Genomic DNA, 21994 nt, shown 5'->3' with positions numbered 1-21994 from the left:
CGTATCCTTCCCGGTGCGGGGAACACCGGGGCCCGGTGCTCCCCGCATTCCTTCAGTGAAGAAATACCGCGTCAGCAGCGGCCGGAAAGGCAGACGAGGTCACCGTTGCACGTGTTGACCTTGCACGCGGAATGGGCGCACTGCCAACAGTCGTTGTAGCAGTACCAACCACAGGCCGACGCTTCCACCTCTTCGACGAACAGCCCGAGCAGCCTGCTCCCGAGCCTTTCCAATTTGTTGACCATTCAAATACTCCTCACTCTCGTTCGGTCGTTTGTCCGAACGAGGTCACCGTGGCATCGGCGGGTTTCGCGCCGGAAGGGTTCCCACATCTCGCGGGATGTGCTGAGATGGTTCTCGCTTCCCATGGGAATGTGCGGCCGTGGTGGGACCAAAGGATGCCGTAGGTTGACCACGGTGAAATGCTGCTTTGGGGTGCCTGACCGGGTGCGGGAGTCCCGTAAGCAGGGCAAGGTGAGTCGAAATCGAGGGGTAAACCGCCATGGGGGATGACGACAGACGCGGTCACCGTGGTGTTGTCGACGCGGCGCCACCCGAAGCGCCGCCCGGTCGACGTCTGGCCGCTGGACTCCGGCAGGCGAAACAATCGGCCGGCCGGAGCTACGCCGATCTGGAGTGCCGCACGCCGTACAGCCGTTCGTCGCTCGAGCGCTACATCAACGGCAAGCTGTTCCCGACGCGGGACGCGGTGCGAGCCATCGCCGAAGCCTGCGAGGTCGACCCGCTGCCGCTGCTCCGGTTGTGGGAGGAATGTCAGCCCCCTCAAGCTCTTCCGGCCGCTTCCCAGCCCACTGAGACGCCGGTGGCACCGCGGCTCACCGGCCCATGGGCTTGGCTTGCCGTGCTGGTGGTCGTGATCGTGGTCGTCGGCTCAGCGGTCGTTGTGATCTGGTCTCGCGACGCCGGCAAAGGGCCACCCCCGTCGGTTCCGCCCGGGGTGGCCCATGGCGAGCCGGGCGACTGGTCCCGTGAGATCAGCACCAGGACCACGGACGCGGCGGTCGGCAGCGGCTGGTTGGCGGTCACCCTCCGGTGGCGGGGGAACGGACCGTACGACGGGGAGATCTCGGGCTCGCTGTACCAGCGGGGAGGCGGGGGTTCGTGTGCCGTCGCCTATGCGGGTTATGACGGCATGACCACCATGATCGGGCAGACCTGCGGCGAGGGCACCAGTGTGACGGTCGCGGATTCCTTCCAGCGAATCCAGCACGCCGTGGTCCGGGTCTGCCTGCGGTCCGCGACCACGAAACAGGACGTTTTCTGCGGCGCCTGGTCCTGACGCCGCGATTTCGGCGATTCCACCGGTCCGCTTCTGGTCCCGCCTTCGGGACGAAACAACGGCCGGGTAACGGTTTAAGTCCTTTGACTCGTGAGCATGCGCTTAATTCGGACGCGTTTTTCCAGCCGTCCGGGGGGAGTCATCCCTGTTTGATCAACCGGTGAAACCGCCTGTGGCCGAAGGAGCGCTTGCCCGGGCGTGACGGGGAAGGACGACGGTGAAGGCCGCGCCCGCGCCCGGTGTGGTGCGCACGGTGATCCGGCCGTGGTGCATGGTCGCGTTTTCGGAAGCGATGGCCAGGCCGAGGCCGCTGCCCTCGGTGTAGGCCCGTGCGCGGTCACCGCGGACGAATCGGTCGAAGACCACGGGGGCGAGGTCATCGGGGATTCCCGGCCCGGAATCGGCGACGGTCACCGTTACCTTTTCCGGGTCGGCGCCCTCGATGGCCACGCTCACCGGTGGGGCTCCATGGTGCTCGGCATTGCTGAGCAGGTTGCGGACGATGGTGTGCACCCGGCGAGGGTCAGCCTGGATGGTGGTGTCTCCGACGGAACTGATCGCGACTTCGGAGTCCGCCGGAACCATTCCGGCCGCGTCGGCCACCAGTTCGGCGAGATCGAGGGTTTCGGGCCGGAAATCGGCTACGCCCGCGTCGATCCGGGAGATCTCCAACAGGTCCTCGACCAGGACGCCGAGCCGGCGGATCTGACTGCCGAGCAGTTCGATCGAGCGGGCTCGATCGTGGTGGTCCGGATTGTTCAGGCTGTCCGCGAGCGCGACCAGTGAGGCCAGCGGCGTACGCAGGTCATGGGCGACGTCGGCGACGAAACGGCGTTGCTGGGCCTCTTTGCGGTGGAGTTCGTCGATGGACTGGCCCAGCCGTTGTGCCATGGCGTTGAAGGAACCCGCGAGTTCGGCGAGTTCGTCATGTCCGTGCACCGGAAGCCGGGTCTCGAGCGCACCCGAACCGAGTTGCCTCGCGGCGGCGGCCGCGGCGCGTACCGGGCGCTGAATACGTCGTGCGGCCAGCAGCGCGATGGTGGCCGCGGTGAAGGCGACCACGACGGTGAGCACGGCGAGTTGGGTGCGCAGGTTGGCGACTTCGTGGTCCAGTCCGGCGGTGCTGTAGAACTCGGCAAGCACGATGCCGGGCGTGATCGTGCCGGCCACCACGAGACACGAGCCGTTGCCCCCTTCGGAGGAGTAGGTGACCGGTTGGCCCATCGCGCTGTTCGCCTCGTCGATCTTCTCGACCGGCAGTTGGCTTGCCTGCCAGCCCGTGTTCCCGTCGACCGGGATGTACCGGCCGTCCCGGGTGTTGGACGCACCTGGGGTGAGGTCGACCAGCGCCCAGGTCAGGCCGAGCCGCCCGTGCATGTATGCCGAGGCGGAGGCCACCGGGCAGTTCGTGCGGTTTCCCTGGCACGTCGCGCGGTGCTCGGCGGCCTGCCGGACATCGGATCGGAACCCGAGGGTGGCCGAGGTGACGAAGCGATCCCTGGCCGAGCCGGCCTGGATGGTATAGACCGTCACCGCCAGTGCGGCGGACGCGCCGACGGTGGTCAGCACCATCATGATGGCGATCTTGACGCCCAGCCCGAGGCGCCGTCTCACGGCTTGACCATCCGATAGCCGAGTCCCCGCACGGTGCGCAGCAAGGCCGGGTTGGCCGGGTCCGGTTCGATCTTCGCCCGCAGTCTGGCCACGGTGGCGTCGACCAGCCGGGCGTCACCGCTGTAGCCGTAGTCCCAGACCCGCTGCAGCAGCGTCCGGCGGCTCAGCGCCTGGCCGAGGTGGTCGACGAATTCGAACAGCAGTCGCCGTTCGGTCGGCGTGAGGTGCACCTCCGTCCCCCGGTTGGTCACCAGCCAGGCCTCGCGATCGACTTCGAGATCGCCGATGGTGAGCGGAGGCGGGGAAGTGCCGGGCGTCGCCGTGGACCGGCGCAGGACGGTCTTCACGCGGGCGTCCAGCACCCGGGGCTGGATCGGTTTGACCACGTAGTCGTCGGCACCTCCTTCCAGTCCGGCGACCACGTCGATCGGATCACCGCGCGCGGTCAGCAGGATCACCGGGACGGTGCCGCGGGCGCGGATCCGGCGGCACACCTCGAAGCCGTCGATACCGGGCAACATCACGTCCAGCAGGACGAGGTCAACGGAATTTCCCCGATCGTACAAAGATTCCAAAGCCTGTTCACCGCGGCCGGCCACGGTGACGGAATGGCCCAGATCGCACAGCGCCCGGGACAATACCTCGGCCAGCACGGCATCATCCTCGACCAGCAACAACTCCGGCACCGGACATTTCTCCTTCTCTGGTGGGGCCCCGTTCCCGGCGGTCCTTGTCAAGGAACTGTCACACAAGGATCGCACTACGTGGATATTCACAGCGCAAAGTGAGGCCCATGCGAAAACGTTCTCTCCTGCTCTCCGGCGTGGCCGCGCTGGCGGTCTCCGTTATGGCCGCCGCCTCGGCTCAGGCCATCTTGGGCGGAGCCGAGGCGACCCGCTCCTACTCGTTCATGGGCTCGTTCCAACCGTCCTTCCCGAAACCACCGCGCCCTGACGGACACGGCTGTGGCGTCGAAGTCCTTGCGCCACAATGGGTCCTGACCGCCAGCCACTGCGCCGGGAAGAACCCGACCGGGGCGAGGGCCGGTGTTCCCCGGGGCTGGAAGGTCCGGATCGGGTCACTGGACACCACCTCCGGCGGTGAGGTCGCGGAGGTCGACCATTATTACCGGCTGGCGACCTCCCATGACGAAGGAGGCTTCTGGGGCAAGGACATGGCGTTGATGCACCTGAAGACCCCGGTCAAGGCCAAGCCCGTGCGGATCGCCTCGACCACGCCACCGGAGGGCACGCCCGTCCGCATCCTGGGTTGGGGAATGACCTGCGACGACAGCAACGATCCCGGCTGTTTTCCTACGCGGTTGCACGAGGCCGACACCGTGCTGCAGCCGACCTCGGCGTGTCCTTCGGCCGCGACCGGAGAGCTGTGTATCGGTAGTCGCGACGGCAGCGTGGCCGCCGCCAACATGGACTCCGGAGGACCCGCGCTGGTCCGCGACGGCGACCAGTGGACGCTGATCGGTGTGGTCAGCGGCCCCAGCGGCGACAAGGCACCGACGCTCTACACCGACGTCACCAAGCACACCGACTGGATCAACGGCATCGTCTCCGGCACCACTGTGCCCCCGGATGACGAGATCCCGGACATGGAAGGCTCGGTGACTCTGTCCAACTGCGCGGGCTCGGTGGTGCGCACCCCCGCGTCCCGTCCCGATGACCCGGCGCTGATGCTGACCAACGGTCACTGCGTGCTGCCACAACTCCCCGCTCCCGGAGCCGCGCTGGTGGACCAGCCCGCCGACCGTGACGTGCCGATCGCCGACCCTCACGGCTACCCCCAGGCCACCGCTCACGCGAACCGGCTGGTGTACGCGACGATGAGCGGCACGGACATCGCTCTCTACCGTCTGGACAAGACCTACGCGCAGTTGAGCGCCGAGGGTGCGAAGGTCTTCCGGCTCGGCTCCGCCCCCCTGCGCGCGGGTGACTCGCTGACCATGCTCACTGACAGCTCCCGCTTGAGCTGCACCGCCGAAGCCGTGGTCCCGCACCTACGGGAAGACGGCTATCAGCAGGACAACTCGATTCGCTATACCACCAGCGGAAGCTGCTCACCCCAACACGGCACATCGGGTTCGCCGTTGCTGGCTCCCGACGGCATCACCGTCGTGGGGATCCACAACACCCACAACGTCGACGGCGCGCAGTGCACCGGCAACAATCCCTGCGAGGTGGACCAGAACGGGAACGTGACCGCGGTGAAGGGCCGTGGTTACGGCCAGCAGGTCGACCAGATCGCGGCCTGCTTGGCCACGGGGTCGACGCTGGACCTGTCCCGTCAGGGCTGCACCCTCACCGGTTCCGGGTCCCGTTCCTGATCAGCACTCCAGCGGACCACGACCGCCCAGACGGTCGTGGTCCACCTTCATGTTGTCCATTGTGGACCGGACTGGTAGGGGACAACTCCAGGGCCGAATGGGCGGTACCGATGGTCCGGATGGACTACGCGAATCCGCGGGATCCGGATCCCGCGGCGGGTGAGCTGGGGTTCTGCCCGTTTGTTCGCAGACCCGGGAACAGGGGGCAAACCGCTGCGGTCAAACCTCAATTGTTCCTCAAGGAATCTTTTGCCGGTGGGTAGCCCTGTGCGCATCATGTAGCGCGAAAGAACCGCTTGTCGTGAGTCTCGAAATGCTTTCGGTTTCACGAAGGGGAATACGATATTTTTCGACTCCACCGACCTCGGCTTTCCTCGGCATCATCCCACTCATCAACCATGAACATGTCGCAGATTGGACGGGCATGCCCACTGTCGTCTTCATTTTTTCGCTCGTGCTCGCGGTGCTCTTCGTTCTCGGTGGCGTCGCCAAATTGGCCGGTATTCCGGCGATGCGCGCGGACGCGGAACGGTTCGGGCTGCCCTATCAGGGTTTCCGTCTGATCGGGGTCCTCGAGTGTGCCGGTGGTGCCGGGTTGCTGACCGGTTCGCTGTGGAAGCCGCTGCCGGTGATGGCGGCTGTGGGCCTGGTGCTGTTGCTCGTCGGTGCGGTGACCTTCCACGTGCGGGCCAAGGACCCCGCACCCAAGGTGGCGGGTCCCGTCGTGGTCGGCCTGCTCGTGGCGACGGCCGGTGCCCTGCAGATTGTCAGCTGATCAACATACCAGCCGTGGTGCCTTCGCTACGGCGGATGGGGAAGTCACATGGAGCAAGACGGCACCCGCCACGTCGAGGCCGATCATATCCGGGTACTGGATCCACTGGAACTTGATCGAGTGGTACTTACCCTGCCCGCGTTGAACGCCGAGGGGGACCTCGGTGGCCTTGTCGCCGCGTTGAGACCCGCCGTACCCAGCACGCGCCAGATCGCGGACTTCTCGTTGCCCGAATGTTTGGCGGCGATGCGCGACCTGGGTATTTTCGCCGGCTCGATCAAACGACACGGTGCCGAACCGGTGGAGAACGTGCCAGGACTGGAGACGGCCTTTCTCTCCCTGGGCGCGAGGACGGGCATGATCCCGCGCGACACGGTTCATCATTATGTCACCTGGAATCCTCCCGGCCGGCGAGAGCGGTTGTACACCGGTGACCAGATGGAGATTCTGCTGAAGGCATCGGTGCGTCGCAGTCTACCCAAGCTCACCGCCGCGATCGACCTCTGCGAAATCCTGCACGTCCTCGATCCCACGGACATCGAGTTCACTTTCAAGGCCAACGAACTCGTGACGTTGTTGCGCTCGATGGAAGACGCGATCGAGAGTGTGCTGGCGACCGTCACCCCGGAATTCTTCGCCCGCACCATGCGCCCGTACTTCGAGGATTTCCGAGTGGCGGGACGCTCCTATCTCGGGCCTGCCGCCGCGCATGTCCCGCTGGCCTTGATCGACCTCTGCCTGTGGGCGAGCGACCACAGCGACCCGGCTTACGCGGAATTCTGGGAAGATTCGGCACAACACGCTTTGCCGCAATGGTATCCGCTGTACGAGGCGTGGCCACGAAAGCCCTCCGTCGTCACGCGGGTCGCCGAAGCGCTACGGGTGACGCCGGACGCGCCGAATCTCGAGGCAAGCGCCGAGGCGGTCTCACGGGCCCTGCGCTCACTGGTGAACTTCCGGGGCAAGCACTACACGATCGCCAAGAGGGCATACACCGAGGAACTCCGGCTGTACCCCGTCGGCAGCGGCGGCGGGAGCATCGCGCTGCTCGACAGGATCATGACCCTGACCAGGGACAACTCTCGGCTGCTCCGGGATTCCCGCCATGGTGCCGGTGGCGCCGAACGGCATGTGGGGGCGAAATAGTGCGAATCGTGATCGTGGGCGCCGGAATCGGTGGCCTGACTACGGCACTGTGCCTGCACGCCGCCGGTTTCTCCGAAATACGCGTCGTCGAAACCGCGCGAGAGCTCCGGCCGTTGGGCGTCGGGCTGAACATCCTGCCCAACGCCGTCCGCGTGCTGTGTGAACTCGGCCTTGAAGAGCGGCTGTCCGCGAATGTCATCCGGACCGCCGAACTGGCGCTGTACAACCGTCACGGCGACCTGATCTGGAGTGAGCCGCGCGGGCTTTCGGCCGGACACCGGTGGCCGCAATGGTCGATCCATCGCGGCCACCTGCAGTCCGTGCTGGCCGACGCGGTCCGCTCCCGGCTGGGTCACGAGTCGATCGTGCTGGACTCCCGCCTGCTGCGGTGCCGCCCGGCGGCGGAGAACAGGGTCGCGTTGGACCTGCACAGCCGCGCCGCCGACGCGGTGACCTCGATGGTGGCGGATGTGGTCGTCGGGGCGGACGGCATCCGTTCCGCCGTGCGTGCGGGACTTTACCCGGACGAAGGGCCGCCTCCGGGTAATGGAATGGTGATGTGGCGGGGAACGACCTGGACCGAACCATTCCTGACCGGCAGTTCGATGATCGTGACCGGGGACGATCGTCAGCGCGTGGTGCTGTACCCGATTTCCCGCGATCCGGAATCCGGCCGGGTGCTGGTCAACTGGGTGACCGGCCGTCCGTGGGACGACGACGATCCGTCGGCCAGGGGTGACTGGCATCGCCAGGTCCCGGTTTCGAAGGTATTGCGGCATTTCGGGGAATGGCGTTTCGACTGGCTGGAGGTCGGAACCATCCTCGCGGGTGCCGGCCAGGTCCACGAGTACCCGATCGTCGACCGGGACCCGCTGCCACAGTGGACGTTCGGGCACATCACCTTGCTGGGCGACGCGGCGCACGCGATGTATCCGATGGGTTCCAACGGCGCGACCCAGTCCATCGTCGATGCCCAGGTACTGGCCAAGGCATTGGCTACCGGGGACGACCCCGGCGAGGCCCTGCGCCATTACGAGGATCAACGGCGTCCGGTAACGGCCGGCCTGCAGGCGAGCAATCGCCGGATGGGTCCGGAGATCGTCATCGATATCGCCCATCAACGCGCCCCGAATGGTTTCACGAATATCGAGGACGTCATTCCGGCGGCCGAACTGGCGGAGATCTCCAACCGATACGCGGCGACCGGCCGCTTCGACGTCGCCGCGGTCGATGCCCAGCAGCCGGTCCACACCCGAGCGAAAACGGAATCGAGGCAAAGCTGATGGATCCCGCACAGGAACGAAAGGCCATCGCGGTCATCGGGATGGCGTGCCGGTTTCCCGGGGCCGATGGGGTGGAACAGTTGTGGGAGCTGTTGCGCGCCGGCACCGACGCGAGCACGGAAACCCCGGCCGACCGCTATGACGCCGAATCGCTCTACTCCGCCGAGCCGGCACCGGGCCGGGTGATCAGCAAACGTTCGGGCTACCTGAGCGACCCGGGCCTGTTCGACGCCAAGTTCTTCGAGATGTCCCTGGGCGAAGCGAAAAACCTCGACCCGCAGCAGCGTCTGCTGCTGACCACCACCTGGGAGGCGTTCGAAGACGCAGGGCTACCACCCGATCGCCTGGCCGGCAGCCGGACCGGTGTGTACGTCGGCAGCATGCACACCGACTACTGGGACCTTCAAGCGCGCCGCGGGCTGGACGCGCTCAACCCGTCCGCCGTCTACAACTACCGCTGCATGTTGTCCGGCCGGATTTCCTACGCGTTCGACCTGCGTGGCCCGAGCATCACATTGGACACTGCCTGTTCGTCGTCGCTGGTCGCGATCCACCTCGCCTGCCAGAGCCTCCGGGCGGGGGAGACGACGTTGGCGCTGGCCGCGGGCGTCAACCTCAAACTCACCCCGGACGAGGACGTGCTGCTGTCCCAGGTTCGCATGCTGGCCCCGGACGGCCGGTGCAAGTTCGGCGACGCCACGGCGAACGGGTTCGCACCGTCCGACGGTGTCGGGGTCGTCGTGCTCAAGCCGCTCGCCGACGCTCTCGCCGACGGTGACGCGGTCCACGCGGTGATCCGGGGAAGCGCCGTTGGCAACGACGGTGCCACCAGCGGGTCGGTACTCGCCCCTTCGGTGGAAGGCCACGTCAGCATGCTGCGCTGGGCCTACGAGAACGCGGGTGTCGATCCCGCCGACGTCGACTTCATCGAGGCGCACGGTACGGGCACCCCGATGATCGACCCGGTCGAGTTCGCGGGCCTGGGCGAGGTTCTCGGTGCCGGACGCTCACCCGGTCATCCCTGCTTCGTGGGCTCGGTCAAGACCAACATCGGTCACACCGAAGGCGCCGCGGGAATCGCCGCGCTGATCAAAACCGTGCTGTGCCTGAAGCATCGGGAGGTCGTGCCGAGCCTCCACCACAACAACCCGAATCCCGCGATCGCCTGGAGCGAGCTTCCGTTGGTGGTGCCACAGGAGCCGACCACCCTTCCCGACCGTGGGCGGCTCCCCATTGCCGGAATCAGCGGCCAGGGGATCTCGTCGGTCAACACCCACATCGTCGTGCAGGCCGCTGACCCGGCTTGGACACCACGGCGCGCGGAACCCGAGACGGACCGAGAGCATTTGCTGGTGCTGTCCGCGCGCACCCGGCCGGCTCTCGACGACCTCGCGCGGGCGTATGCCGATTTCGTCGAAGGCACCGGGGCGGACCTCGACCTACGCGACCTCTGCCACACCGCGGCGGCCCGGCGCCAGCACCATCGCCACCGGCTAGCCGTTGTCGTCACGTCACACGACGACCTGGCGAAGAAGCTCAAATCCTTCCTCGCCGACGAAACGGCCACCGATGTCCATGTCGGCGAAGTGACCGGAGACCACCACACTCCGCCCGTTCACTCCGGCGATTTGGCCGCGGCCGCGGATGGTTACGTGCGAGGCCTCCCGGTCGCGTGGGACGAGGTGACCGAAGAGGGTGGCATGTTCGTCCGCGTGCCCACCTACCCGTGGCAGAACCGTAGCTACTGGCTCGACCCGGTCGAGCCCGCGGTGATGGCCGGGAGCGGGGCATGACCACCGCGGCCGTACTCACCGGCGTCGGGGCATGGGTTCCGCCCACGGTGGTCACCAACGAGGAACTCGCCGCGCGGCTCGGCGTCACCGACGAATGGATCCAGCGGCGCGCCGGCATCCGCCAACGGCATGTCGCCGGACCAGGAACCGCCACCTCGGATCTCGCCGTCGAAGCAGGCAGGCGCGCACTCGAATCCGCCGGCACGAGCACCGTCGACTTCGTGTTGCTGGCCACCACGACACCGGATCATCCGTTACCGGCCACGGCCCCGGCCGTCGCGGCCCGCCTTGGCTTGCGCGGTGTACCCGCCTTCGACCTCAACGCGGTGTGCACGGGTTTCGCGTACGGGATGGCCGTCGCCTCGGCGATGATCAAAGGGGGCGCGGCCGCGAGCATCCTGCTCATCGGCGCTGACACGTATTCGACCATTCTGGACCCGGCCGACCCCGGAACCTTTCCCTTGTTCGGCGACGGTGCGGGTGCCGTCGTGCTCCGCGCGGGCAGCCAGGCAGAACACGGGGCCGTGGGCGAGTTCGTGCTGGGCAGCGACGGCGAGGGCGCCGACCTCATCATGGTCCCTGGGGGCGGTGCCCGGCAGCGGTCCGAACCGGACGACCCGGCCTGGGTCAACCCACACTTCACGATGCAGGGCAAGAAAGTGTTCACCAGGGCGGTGACGAGCATGGCCGAGGCATCGGCCGGCGTGCTTCGTTCCGCCGGGGTCGAACCAGCGGAGGTCGACCGGATTGTGGGGCATCAGGCGAACATCCGGATCCTGAACACGCTGGCGAGTCAACTCGACATTCCGGCGGAACGGCTCGCCGTCAACATCGACCGGGTCGGGAACACTTCCGCCGCCTCCATTCCCCTGGCCATGGCCGACGCCGCAGCGAGCGATTCCCTCAACGCCGGTGATCGCGTGCTGATCACGGCGTTCGGCGGCGGTCTGACCTGGGGAGCCGGGCTTCTGTGCTGGCCGAAGGTTTCGGTGCTTCCGCCGAACTGAACATCCCTGTCCTTTCCTCGATGTTAGGGAGAAACAGTCCATGAGCAGTGCATTGCCCAAGCTGGCCACCGTGCTGGCCACGTGGTCGGATATCGACCCCGGAGAAATACGCCGGGAAGACACCCTGGACGACCTCGACGTCGACTCGATCAGCCGGCTCGAACTCGCTCTGGCGCTTCGCAAGACCTTCGCCGTGGAAGTCGACGAGGACGAGATCTTCCGGGCGAAAACGGTGGCCGACCTGTTGCGCATGATCGAAACCGCAGGCGTTTGAACGTGGGGCGAAAACCGCCCCACCGCGCGTGAAGAGCACCAACCCCGACACGGAGATGGGAACTATTCATGGTCGACAATGTGGTTATCGTCGGTGGCGGTACGGCGGGCTGGATGACCGCCTCGTACCTGAAGGCGGCGTTCGCCGACCGGATTTCGGTCACGCTCGTCGAGTCCGGCAAGATCGGCACCATCGGTGTCGGCGAGGCGACCTTCAGCGACATCCGGCATTTCTTCGAATTCCTGGACCTCAGGGAAGAGGACTGGATGCCGGCGTGTAACGCCACCTACAAACTCGCGGTGCGGTTCCAGGACTGGCGCCGGCCCGGCCACCACTTTTACCATCCCTTCGAGCAGATGCGTTCGGTCAAGGGATTCCCGCTGACCGACTGGTGGCTGCAGTCCGGGCCGACCGACCGCTTCGACAAGGACTGCTTCGTCATGGCCTCGCTGTGCGACGCCGGACGCAGCCCGCGTTACCTGAACGGATCGTTGCTGGAGCAGGACTTCGTCGAGGGCGCCGAGGAGCCCGTCGGGTTGACGATGTCCGAGCACCAGGGCAAGACGCAGTTCCCCTACGCCTACCACTTCGAGGCCGCGCTGCTGGCCAAGTACCTGACCGGGTACTCGACCGACCGAGGCGTGCGGCACATCGTCGACGAGGTCGAGGACGTCCGGCTCGACGAGCGTGGCTGGATCGACCACGTCCTCACCAAGGAGCACGGTGAGCTGCACGGTGACCTGTTCATCGACTGCACCGGGTTCCGGGGCATGCTGCTCAACAAGGCGCTGGAGGTTCCCTTCGTGTCCTATCAGGACACTCTTCCGAACGACAGCGCGGTCGCCCTGCAGGTCCCGCTCGACATGAAGAAGGTGGGCATCCGTCCGTGCACCACCGCGACCACCCGCGACGCGGGCTGGATCTGGACGATCCCGCTGTTCGGGCGGATCGGCACCGGTTACGTCTACGCCAAGGACTACTGCACTCCCGAAGAAGCCGAACGCACGCTGCGCGAGTTCGTGGGCCCGGAGGCGGCCGAGGTCGAGGCGAACCACATCCGGATGCGGATCGGCCGTAGCGCGCAGTCGTGGAAGAACAACTGCGTGGGCATCGGGCTGACCAGCGGATTCGTCGAACCGCTCGAGTCCACCGGGATCTTCTTCATCCACCACGCGATCGAGCAGCTGGTCAAGCACTTCCCGGCCGCCGACTGGCGGCCCGAGCTGCGCGATGCCTACAACTCCGCCGTCGCGCACGTGATGGACGGCGTCCGCGAGTTTCTCGTGGTGCACTACCTCGGCGCCGGACGCGACGACACGCAGTACTGGAAGGACACCAAGACCCGCGAGGTCCCGGACGCACTGGCCGAGCGGATCGAGCGCTGGAAGGTTCAGCTGCCCGACAGCGAAAACGTCTTCCCGTACTACCACGGCCTGCCGCCCTACTCCTACATGTGCATCCTGCTCGGCACCGGCGCCATCCCGCTGCGGCCTTCGCCGGCGCTGAGCCTCACCGACGAAACGGCGGCCCAGAAGGAGTTCGCCGCGATCCGCGACAAGGCACGGCACCTTGTCGACACTCTGCCGTCGCAGTACGAGTATTTCGCCGCCATGCGCGGTGCGTGATCGTTCACCGAAGTCATGCCACTCGCACGTGGTCACAGCGCTGGAGGTCGTGCCGGTCACGACCTCCAGCCGCTGCCCGTTCCGGCCGGCGCGCAACCGTCGCCGACGTCTGAGGAAGGTGCCCCATGACTGACTCGCAGACCCGCGTCGCCACGGCCGAGGAATTCCGCGCCATGATGCGGGGCTTCCCGACCGGCGTCGCCGTCGTGACCACGACGGACCTGACCGGCCGGCCGTGGGGCATGACGTGCTCGTCCGTCTGTAGCGTCACCCTCGAGCCTCCGACCCTGCTGCTCAGCCTTCGCGTGGGGAGCCCGACCTTGGCGGCGGTGCTGGAAAGCGGTCATTTCGCCCTGAATCTGCTCCACGCGCTCGGGCAGGACACGGCGGAACTGTTCGGATCCTCCTCGCGTCACCGTTTCGACCATGTCCGCTGGGAACAACCGCTCGACGCGGCCGGTCCCCATCTGTTCGAAGACGCCCATTCCATCGCCGATTGCCGGGTCGGCCGGCACGATCGCGTCGGTGACCACGAAGTCGTCTACGGACAGCCCTATCGCGTCACCGAACACCAAGGCCACAGCCCGCTGCTGTACGGCCGACGGAATTTCCGGCCATGGCCCGGCCCGTGAATCCGCGTCGATCGGTCTTCCACGCCGATAGGGATTCCGCCGATCGGTGGCGAGCGAAATGACGTCACAGCACGTCGTATTGTTGATGCTGGCGCTGGCCGCGATCCTCGTTCTCACGCGATTGTTCGGTGCGCTGGCACGGCTGCTGCGGCAGCCCAAGGTGATCGGTGAAATCCTCGCGGGGATCGTCCTCGGTCCGCTGCTCCTGCACGGTGCCGTCGGCGACGCGCTGGTCGCCGTGGATATCCGTCCACATCTCGCTGGGCTGGCCGACATCGGGCTTGCCTTGTTCATGTTCCTGGTCGGCTCCGAACTCGACGGCAACCCCTTGCGCGGCACGGGTAAGGCCGCCGCCCTGGTGTCGTCGGCCTCGATGCTGGTGCCCTTCGGCCTGGGTTGCCTGCTCGCCCTCACCCTTGTCCATTCGCACCCGGCGCCCTCCCGGACAGGCCTCGTCCTGTTCATGGGGGTCGCTCTGTCGGTCACCGCCTTCCCCGTGCTGGCCAGGATTCTCACCGATCACGGAATCATTCGGACACCACTGGGCAAGCTCGCGCTGTCGTGTGCCGCGCTGGCCGACATCCTTGCCTGGGTCATGCTCGCGGTCGTGGTTGCCCTGGTCGGTGGCAGCGGCCGATCCTCGTGGTCTGTCGTACTCGTCGTGCCTTATACCGGTTTCCTGTGGTTCGTCGCACGGCCACTCCTGGCGGCGCGGTCCCGGCGGAACCGGAGCGAAGGTGAGCTTGTCACGGTCGCGCTGGGGACATTGCTCCTTTCGAGCGCGTTCACCGAATGGATTGGCTTACACTTCATTTTCGGGGCCTTTCTGGCTGGCGTCGTCATGCCGAAAGAGATCACCGGGACGATCCTCCGGGAACGTCTGCGCGGAGTCGCCGATGTCCTGTTCCTGCCGGTGTACTTCGTCATCGCGGGCCTGCAGGTCGATTTGACCGCGATCGGCGACGGCGGTCTTGGCGAACTCGCGCTGATCGTTGTCGTGGCGGCGGCCGGAAAATTCGTGAGCACGTTGCTCGCGGCACGAGCGAGCGGTGTGCCGCGAAACGAGGCCAGGGTACTCGCCGTACTGATGAACACGCGCGGCCTCACCGAGCTGGTCATTCTCACCGTGGGGAGTCAGCTGGGCCTGCTGGACCGCGCGCTCTACTCGATGCTGGTGGTCATGGCGCTGGTCACCACGGCGATGACCGGCCTGTTGTTGCGTCTTGTTCTTCCGTCCACCGAGGTGGCTGCCGACGTGGGGCTGGGGAGACAAAGAAGCGTGGCGGCGGCTGGCGCCCGGAATACCTTTGCGGGGTTCAGCCGCCGCTGGCGGCGAGTGAGCCCTTCGATGCGCCGTCGGCGGTGAGTGCGCTCTTGAGCGCGGCGGTGGCGCTGGTGAGTGCCGCGGTCGCGGTGGTCCAGTCGATGCTTTCGTTCCACGATCCCATCACCACGACGGCGAAGGTCCCGGATGCGGTGCGGACCAGACCGGTGGTGTTGAGCACCCGTCGGCCGTCGGTTCTGCCCCAACCCTGCTTCACCGCCCATGCCGTACCGGGAAAGGCTCGCGGAATCCCGAAGTACTGGTCGAAACCGTCGGCGGCGCTGCGCGGGGCGCTTTCCATCGCCTCGGTCACGAAGTCGCGTTTGTCGTCGGGCAGCCCCGCGGTGATGTGCCGGTAGACCGTTATGACGTCACTGGGCGACATCTGGGTGGAGCCCCATTGGCCGGCGTCGCCCGGAGGCGAGGTGTGCGCGAGCTTCAGCTTCTCCGCCTGCCGCTGGACGATCGCCGGCCCGCCGTGCTCTTCCCACAGGCGGTTGGCGACGCGATCGTCGCTCGCCGAGAGCATGTCGCGGACGGCCGTCGCTTCGTTGCCCGAGGGCACCCCGGAACTGTCCATCAGGTCGAGCGCGATGAGTAGTTTCACCACGGACGCGGTGGGCTGTGCCTCGTCAGCCTTCCAGTCCACCTCCACCGCGCACGCGTCGAGATTGACGACCTCGATCCCGAGATGAGGGCTGTTCCCGTTGCTCAGCAACGGTTTCCTGGCTTCGGTGATGGCACTCGCGTGCTTCTCCGCCGTCGCGGCCGGAGCCGATCCGCAGGCGGCGCGCCACCCCGCGCTTCCGGATCCGCCGCTCAGGACGATCACGGTCACCAGGCATCCCACCACGATGATCGCGGCGATCCCCACGAACACCTTCGCCTGTACGGATTGCTTCGACAACGGTCCACCTCCGCCGGAAATGTGAGCGAACCGAAGCTATTCAGGAAAAGGATTCAGGACATCGTCCGATGAGCCGGTCGATTCCGATCGGCTGGGGGAGAAACCCGGCGGAATGGGGACAGGGATCGGCCGGATGGCCGATCCCTGTCCCGCTCTCGACCCCTACGCGGTCGGTCATCTGGTTCCGGCGTGCGGCTTGCTTCCGTTTCCGGAAAAGCATCGCTCGGACATCTTCCCCGGTGGACAAAATTGTTTCCCGGGACCAGGACCCGGAGACCGGGCTGTCGAGGTCTTCGCTGATCAGCAGCGGAGGCCGGTGGGCAAGTGTGTGACCGGGCCCCGGCCGGGGTACCTCGGAGCCATGACCGCCCGAGTGCTCGCCATCGTCGTCGACTGTGCCGATCCCGACCTCCTTGCCGAGTTCTGGCGCGCGGCGCTCGGCTACCCGGCGCCGCGCCGCTGGACGGACGCCGACGGACTTGAATACCGACAACTGGACGGTGAGCCGCCGCTGCTGTTCCAGCCGGTGCCCGAAGGTAAAGCAGGCAAGAATCGGCTGCATCTCGACCTCGCACCGCGATCCGGTGACCAGTACGCGGAGATCGACCGTCTGGTCGCGCTCGGAGCGACCGTGTTGTCGGACGAGAAACGCCATCCCTGGGTCGTCCTCGCCGACCCGGAGGGCAACGAGTTCTGCGTCCTGTCCCCTCGCGACTGACCACCCGGTCCTCACCGTCGTCCGGTGGAATTCGGCCAGTTCCTGAGGTCGCTGTTCCCGTTGTGGCTGTCCTGTGTGCGCATCCCCTTCCGTGGGAGTTGCGGCACGCACTCTGCCTGCTTCCGGATCTGCTTGACCAGTTCGTCCGGCTGGTCCCCTCCGAAGGACGGGTACTGCTCTTCTCCCAACCACATGGAAAGCTTTTTCCGGTCCCTCTGGGAGTTGATGATCCACTGGGCGGTTGAATCGGTAAGGGGGAGTTTCAGGTACTGATTGGGGAACAACAGGTCGCTGTTCATGGAGGCCACGGACTGGCTGAGCAGGAGAAGTCTCAGAATGGTCTCCACCAGCAGCTTCCGCGCCTGCTGGTTGTTGCTGGAGCACGAGTCGATCGGCGGATCGGTCTGCTCGTTGCTCGCGTTCTGCCCTTCGCGCTTCTTCTCTTTTTTGCCTTTCTTGCCTTGTGCTGTCAGATCTGGCGTCGTGCCGACGTTGGTCCTCGATCCGCATGCGGATTCGACGAGGCCGGGACCGGCGGCGAGCTGTCCGCAGCCGGACTGGCTGCTGGTCGTGACCCGCGACTTGCTCTCCTTGCCCTTGCCACAGCCGGAAACCTTCGCCCCCACCGCGCACAGGTTGGGCGGGGCGGCGGTCGTGTCCTTGGTCGTGCCGCAGCTTGACTTGGCTATGCACGGCGGGTTGGGAACGAAGGTCTTGTCCTTCGTGGTGGCACAGCCGGAGGCCTTCGGGTTGATCACGCACGGGTTCGGAATCGTCGTTCCGGTTTTGATGGCTGGTGTGCAGCCGGAGGCTTTCGGGTTCACCACACACGGGTCCGGCGACGGCCCCGGCCCCTTGTCCCTGGTCGTCTGGTCTCGTTTGGCGCTGCTCAGTGTCCGGGTGAGTGGCGTCGGCGTTGTGATGTGGAGTTTCAGCTTGTTGACGTCAAGGGGTGGCGTGGTGGTTGGTTTGATGGTGGTCGGCTTGCCGGGGACGGGGGGAGGGCAGTTGACCGGCAGGTGCAGGCTTATTCCGCCGGTGTTTACGGTGTTGGGCAGGCAGGTACTCGCCGAAGCGGCCGGGGTCGCGATCGGCGAGAGCGTCATCGTGAGGGCCGCGATCAGCGCGGCAGCGACCAGCGCCACGGCTGGCGGTCGTCGTCGGGCCGGACCTTGTGGTCGAGATTTTGGGAGCGGGGACCCGGCTGGCGCCGTGGTGCGGGTTGCTTGCTGTAAACACCATCCGCCGGCGAGGGCGAGCGCTGCCGCAAGGATGATCAGCAGCGGATGAGCGGGAAACATCATGCTCCTTCCGAGAAACGAGATGTACGGGTGAACGTCGGCTGAGAGCCGTGGGTCAGTACCAGTGGTGGGTTTGCCAGAAGGACCAGGCGTTGCAGGCGCCGCCGTAACGCGCGGTGACGTAGTCGCGCATCCAGGCCAGCTGGGTGGCAGGATCGGTGCGCCAGTTGGGGCCGGAGCGGGCCATCTTGGAGCCGGGCAGGGCTTGGGCTAGGCCGTAGGCGCCGCTGTCGGGGTTGGTGGCGTGGGGGTTCCAGCCGGATTCGCGGGTGATGATGTTGGCCGCGCACCCGTACTGGGAGCCGAACACCGCCTGGGCCGTGGCTTGCACGCCGCTCAGTGGCGCGGACTGCGCCTGGCGCGCGCCGTTGTCTTGGGCGGTTGCCGCCGTGAGTGGGTGGCTGGACGTCACCGCCGAGGTCCCGATCGCTGGGGACGCGACCGCGGTCCTTGGCTGCGGGGCGGGCCGGTCCACCGGATCGGCGGGAATGCGCAGTGCGGCGCCGGCGCGGATCAGGGTGGAGTGGCCGAGCTGGTTGAGCTGCTGCAGTTCGGCGACGGTCGTGCGGTACCGGCGCGCCAGACCCCACAGGGTGTCCCCGCGATGGAGGGTGACTGTCGATGCGGACTGGGCGGGAGCAGGCGGGGCCGGGGCAGGCGTGGCAGGCGCGGTGGTCTGTGGCGGAGCGGCGGGTGCGGACGCGGCGGGCGCAGGGGAAACACTGGGAGCAGGGGAAACGGTGGGCGCCGCGGTGGTGGTGGTGGCTTGGAGGGTGACCAGGAGTCCGGCGGCCGTGCCCACCAGCAGCAGCCCGGCAATGAGCAGCCGGGCGCGTCCGCGCACCAGGCGGCGCAGTGGCTGCCACAGCCCGCGCGAGGCGGATCTGGCCAGCGGCGCCGACAGCATCGTGTTCATCGACTTCCCCCAGAAGACTCAACCGGGATTCCTGCCGCGACCCGCACCCTGAGAAATCCGCGTGGCCGCACCTTCGATGAAGCCATCGCCGCCACCGTCCGACCAGGGATCCGGACAGCGTCCGGACGAGGTCCGGACATCGCGGTCGCCGTTTGGTCCGCGATTGGTCCGAACCGGGGCCAAACCGATGGCGGCCCGGCCGCCGGTGGTGTTTCCTGGTCGGCGCACAACGGTGGGAGGGGCTGTGGGGATTGCTCGACGGCGGCCGGTCGATCCGGCGGCACCGCCCGCTTTGCGGGACCTGGTGTGCGAGTTGCGCCGGATGGCCGATACGAAGTTCGAGTCGTTGCGCGCGTTGGAAAAGGCGGCGCATGTAGGGCGCTCCACGCTGTCCGACGCGCTGTCCGGCCGCCGGCTGCCCACCGTGGACGTGGTCCTGGCCATCGTCCGGGCCTGCGGCCAGGACGAAGACGAGTGGCGGGAGCGCTGGCACGCCACCCGTGTGTCGCTGCTCGCCAGCGGCGACCATGGTGAGGAAAGCGCTGTCAGACTCGAGCGGGTGGCCGAGCCGGTCCTCGCGCCGCTGCAGGACGGGGATCCACGGCGGGCCGGGCCGTTCCGGCTCCAGGGTGTGTTGGGGACGGGCGCGATGGGGCGGGTGTATCTCGCGCACACCCCGGGCAAGCAGGCGGTGGCGGTGAAGGTGCTGCGCGGCGAGTTCGCCGATGACGTCGAGTTCCGGCGGCGGTTCCGGCGCGAGGTCGACGCGGCGCGCGCGGTGCACGGCCTGTTCACCGCGCCGGTGATCGACGCCGACCCCGATGCGGCCCGGCCCTGGCTGGCCACCGCCTATGTCGCGGGCCCCTCGTTGCGCGAGACGGTGACCACGCACGGCCCGCTGCCGGTCGAGGCGGTGGTGCGGATCGCCGCCGCCGTGGCGGAGGGCCTGCGGGCGGTCCACGCCGCCGGGATCGTGCACCGCGACCTCAACCCGGGCAACGTCCTGCTGGCCGCCGACGGGCCGAAGGTGATCGACTTCGGGATCGCCCGCGCCGCCGACGCCAGCCACCTCACTCGCACCGGCGCCCCGGTGGGCACCGCCGCGTTCATGGCCCCCGAGCAGGCCACCGGGGGCGAGGTGGGCCCGGCGTCCGACGTGTTCTCACTGGGCGCGTTGCTCACTTACGCCGCCACCGGGAAACCCCCGTTCGGCGAGGGGCCCGCCGAGACGAGCCTCTACCGTGTCGTCCACGCCGAACCTGATCTGGACGGCATCGACGACGAGAGTTTGCGCGCTCTCATCGGCGACTGCCTGGCCAAAGACCCCGAGCAGCGTCCCGCGCCGGCCGAACTCGTGGCGCGACTCGACCCGACCGCCACCCTGCCGCAGGGGTGGCCGCCTCCGGCGGTGGCCGCCGAACTGGCCCGGCACCTCCCGCCACACCCGCCGCGCCTGACCCGTCGCCGCGTGGCCATGGCCGCTGCCGTGGTGGTCGCGGCAGTGGTGGCGACCGCGGGGGTCCTCACCGAAACCACGGGCGGCACCCACCAGGCCGGCGGGCACCCGGCGCCACCCGACGCAGCCGGGGGAACCCCACCGTCGGCCACCACCACTCCCGCATCGGCCACGGCTCCCGGGCCCGCACCGACCGCACCACCCGGTGGGGCTCTCCCGTCACCCCAAACCGGAGCACCACCCGACGGGCACGGCGACGCGCAAGGAAACGGCGGCTCCGCCCCGGGCCCCGGCGGGGGCGACGGAGGCGGCAGCGGCGACGGTGTGGGCGCGGCGTCCGTGCCGTCGGCCCGGGTCAGTTTCGAAGACGGCGACGACGACTGGAGCGCGTTCTACGGCGGTGACAAACTCTCCCACAGCGTGACCACCAGCGTTGCCTACGACGGCACTCACTCGCTGCTGCTCACCGCCGGAAGCGGCTCGGACGCGTGCGCCATCGGCACCGACCGCATCCCCGGCCTGGCCCCGGGCAGCATGGTCACCCTGCACCTCTACTACAGCGGCCAGGGACAGGGCGACGTCAGGCCGTTCGTCCAGGACACCGGCTACCACAACCATTTCCAGTCCCCCATCACGCTGCGCGGCACCGGCTGGACCACCGTGACCTTCACCGTCCCCGCCATGGCGATCCACGGCATCGGCTTCCAGATCGACAACACCGGCAGGGGCAACCTCGTCCTCGCCCTCGACGCCGTCAACTGGTAGCCCTCGCGCGATCATCTGTCCGAGAACCGGACTGGACCACATCCCCAGCCTTGTCTACGCCGAGGACCCGCAGCTATGCGGTTCCGTTGACACACAGCCGAGGCTAGACGCCCCGTTGGGCGAGCAGGTCCAGTCCGCCGGGGCCGAGTCGCCGCACCGACGGGACCAATTCCGTGGTGTCGTGCGGCGAACCGAGCACCTGCTCCCGGATGGAGTCCGCTGATGCGGCAGTGCGTCGAGCAACCCGGCGCCCGGTGAGGACGCGCTCCACAGCACGGGCAGCAACTCCTGAGGGCGCTCCTCCTGGCGGGCCTTGTGGGCTCACGGCACGTGCTTTGGCGAAGGCGCGCTCCCGGTCGCCGTCAGCGGGCCGGGCGAAACTGTAGGTGCACTCGGCCTTCCGGAAGTGCTTGGCCATGAACTTCTGGTCGGCAGCGGAAGGCTGCCATTCGCTGAACACCGCCGAAACCGCGGACGCGCGCACCTTGTTGTGCTGCCGCCGGATGCCCGCCCACGCCTGCTCGACGGCGTCATCGGCCTGGATGGGCGCGCCGGCCACCAGTGGCTCGTCGAAGCCCTTGGCCTTGAAGACGACGAGGTTCTGAGACACGTCGTCGTTCATCGGCTCTCCAGAAGGAAATGATCTCGGCACCCCGTTCTTCTGTCACATCCGATAAGCACGGCGCTCTCGGTGTGGCCGCGTTTGATGCAGACGGTGCTCCCTGAATTCCGGGGACAATTTCGTCCTCGCCTGGTCGCTATCACGAAACTGTCACATGATGATGGCGTTGCGCAGACAAAGACCGGGCACGGTAGCCGT

The 21994-nt window shown here is 67.3% G+C and carries 20 protein-coding genes; 13 read left to right on the top strand and 7 right to left on the bottom strand.

What is annotated here, in order from left to right; genetic code table 11:
* Positions 1–71 precede the first annotated feature (71 nt).
* Positions 72–245, bottom strand: coding sequence for a hypothetical protein (locus tag ACFSXZ_RS13215; RefSeq protein WP_378264908.1), 174 nt, complete (start codon positions 243–245; stop codon positions 72–74).
* Positions 246–502: 257 nt separating this feature from the next.
* Here ACFSXZ_RS13215 and ACFSXZ_RS13210 point away from each other — a divergent pair, with 257 nt between their 5' ends.
* Positions 503–1300, top strand: coding sequence for a helix-turn-helix domain-containing protein (locus ACFSXZ_RS13210; RefSeq protein ID WP_378264906.1), 798 nt, complete (start codon positions 503–505; stop codon positions 1298–1300).
* 153 nt (positions 1301–1453) lie between these two features.
* Here ACFSXZ_RS13210 and ACFSXZ_RS13205 read toward each other — a convergent pair whose 3' ends face one another.
* Together ACFSXZ_RS13205 and ACFSXZ_RS13200 are read right to left on the bottom strand one after the other, a co-directional pair.
* Positions 1454–2914 carry a sensor histidine kinase gene (locus ACFSXZ_RS13205; protein WP_378264904.1) on the bottom strand — a complete coding sequence of 487 codons (1461 nt, stop codon included), beginning with the start codon at positions 2912–2914 and terminating at the stop codon, positions 1454–1456.
* On the bottom strand, positions 2911–3600 hold the full coding sequence (locus ACFSXZ_RS13200) for a response regulator (protein WP_378264902.1): 690 nt from the start codon (positions 3598–3600) through the stop codon (positions 2911–2913). The genes ACFSXZ_RS13205 and ACFSXZ_RS13200 overlap by 4 nt, the downstream gene beginning before the upstream one ends.
* Before the next feature lie 107 nt (positions 3601–3707).
* Here ACFSXZ_RS13200 and ACFSXZ_RS13195 point away from each other — a divergent pair, with 107 nt between their 5' ends.
* The 10 genes from ACFSXZ_RS13195 to ACFSXZ_RS13150 all read left to right on the top strand — a co-directional run bounded on the left by ACFSXZ_RS13195 (position 3708) and on the right by ACFSXZ_RS13150 (position 15153).
* Positions 3708–5252 (top strand): trypsin-like serine protease, encoded by a 1545-nt coding sequence (locus ACFSXZ_RS13195; protein WP_378264900.1) that lies wholly within the window; start codon positions 3708–3710, stop codon positions 5250–5252.
* 424 nt (positions 5253–5676) lie between these two features.
* On the top strand, positions 5677–6027 hold the full coding sequence (locus ACFSXZ_RS13190) for a DoxX family protein (RefSeq protein WP_378264898.1): 351 nt from the start codon (positions 5677–5679) through the stop codon (positions 6025–6027).
* Positions 6028–6075: 48 nt separating this feature from the next.
* On the top strand, positions 6076–7173 hold the full coding sequence (locus ACFSXZ_RS13185) for a monodechloroaminopyrrolnitrin synthase PrnB family protein (RefSeq protein ID WP_378264896.1): 1098 nt from the start codon (positions 6076–6078) through the stop codon (positions 7171–7173).
* A gap of 8 nt (positions 7174–7181) precedes the next feature.
* Positions 7182–8456 carry a flavin-dependent oxidoreductase gene (locus ACFSXZ_RS13180; protein WP_378264894.1) on the top strand — a complete coding sequence of 425 codons (1275 nt, stop codon included), beginning with the start codon at positions 7182–7184 and terminating at the stop codon, positions 8454–8456.
* A complete protein-coding gene (locus ACFSXZ_RS13175; RefSeq protein WP_378264892.1) occupies positions 8456–10249 on the top strand; it encodes a type I polyketide synthase in 1794 nt (597 codons plus the stop codon). Before ACFSXZ_RS13180 ends, ACFSXZ_RS13175 begins: the two co-directional genes overlap by 1 nt.
* Positions 10246–11256 (top strand): beta-ketoacyl-ACP synthase III, encoded by a 1011-nt coding sequence (locus ACFSXZ_RS13170; RefSeq protein ID WP_378264890.1) that lies wholly within the window; start codon positions 10246–10248, stop codon positions 11254–11256. The genes ACFSXZ_RS13175 and ACFSXZ_RS13170 overlap by 4 nt, the downstream gene beginning before the upstream one ends.
* 40 nt (positions 11257–11296) lie before the next feature.
* Positions 11297–11530: an acyl carrier protein gene (locus tag ACFSXZ_RS13165; protein ID WP_378264888.1), complete on the top strand. Its 234-nt coding sequence runs from the start codon at positions 11297–11299 to the stop codon at positions 11528–11530.
* 68 nt (positions 11531–11598) lie between these two features.
* Positions 11599–13155, top strand: a complete 1557-nt coding sequence (locus ACFSXZ_RS13160; RefSeq protein ID WP_378264886.1) for a tryptophan halogenase family protein — start codon at positions 11599–11601, stop codon at positions 13153–13155.
* A 125-nt stretch (positions 13156–13280) separates the two neighbouring features.
* Positions 13281–13787, top strand: a complete 507-nt coding sequence (locus ACFSXZ_RS13155; protein ID WP_378264884.1) for a flavin reductase family protein — start codon at positions 13281–13283, stop codon at positions 13785–13787.
* 58 nt (positions 13788–13845) lie between these two features.
* Positions 13846–15153 carry a cation:proton antiporter domain-containing protein gene (locus ACFSXZ_RS13150; RefSeq protein WP_378264882.1) on the top strand — a complete coding sequence of 436 codons (1308 nt, stop codon included), beginning with the start codon at positions 13846–13848 and terminating at the stop codon, positions 15151–15153.
* On the opposite strand, the gene ACFSXZ_RS13145 is transcribed toward ACFSXZ_RS13150, so the two are convergent.
* Positions 15104–16018 (bottom strand): hypothetical protein, encoded by a 915-nt coding sequence (locus tag ACFSXZ_RS13145; RefSeq protein ID WP_378264880.1) that lies wholly within the window; start codon positions 16016–16018, stop codon positions 15104–15106. The genes ACFSXZ_RS13150 and ACFSXZ_RS13145 overlap by 50 nt on opposite strands.
* A gap of 361 nt (positions 16019–16379) precedes the next feature.
* On the opposite strand from ACFSXZ_RS13145, the gene ACFSXZ_RS13140 reads away from it, so the two are divergent.
* A complete protein-coding gene (locus ACFSXZ_RS13140; protein WP_378264878.1) occupies positions 16380–16736 on the top strand; it encodes a VOC family protein in 357 nt (118 codons plus the stop codon).
* Between the two features lie 11 nt (positions 16737–16747).
* On the opposite strand, the gene ACFSXZ_RS13135 is transcribed toward ACFSXZ_RS13140, so the two are convergent.
* Complete coding sequence (locus ACFSXZ_RS13135; protein ID WP_378264876.1) at positions 16748–17881, bottom strand: hypothetical protein; 1134 nt, start codon at positions 17879–17881, stop codon at positions 16748–16750.
* 211 nt (positions 17882–18092) lie between these two features.
* Positions 18093–18953 carry an aggregation-promoting factor C-terminal-like domain-containing protein gene (locus ACFSXZ_RS13130; RefSeq protein WP_378264874.1) on the bottom strand — a complete coding sequence of 287 codons (861 nt, stop codon included), beginning with the start codon at positions 18951–18953 and terminating at the stop codon, positions 18093–18095.
* Between the two features lie 244 nt (positions 18954–19197).
* Between ACFSXZ_RS13130 and ACFSXZ_RS13125 the strand changes: the two genes are divergently transcribed.
* Positions 19198–21174 carry a protein kinase domain-containing protein gene (locus ACFSXZ_RS13125; protein ID WP_378264872.1) on the top strand — a complete coding sequence of 659 codons (1977 nt, stop codon included), beginning with the start codon at positions 19198–19200 and terminating at the stop codon, positions 21172–21174.
* Positions 21175–21277: 103 nt separating this feature from the next.
* Here the strand turns inward: ACFSXZ_RS13125 and ACFSXZ_RS13120 are convergent, their stop codons facing one another.
* On the bottom strand, positions 21278–21796 hold the full coding sequence (locus ACFSXZ_RS13120; protein ID WP_378264870.1) for a hypothetical protein: 519 nt from the start codon (positions 21794–21796) through the stop codon (positions 21278–21280).
* Positions 21797–21994: the final 198 nt, after the last annotated feature.

The sequence above is a fragment of the Amycolatopsis pigmentata genome (assembly GCF_042684065.1).
Lineage (GTDB): Bacteria > Actinomycetota > Actinomycetes > Mycobacteriales > Pseudonocardiaceae > Amycolatopsis_E > Amycolatopsis_E pigmentata.
This window is presented reverse-complemented; position numbering and strand designations above follow the sequence as displayed.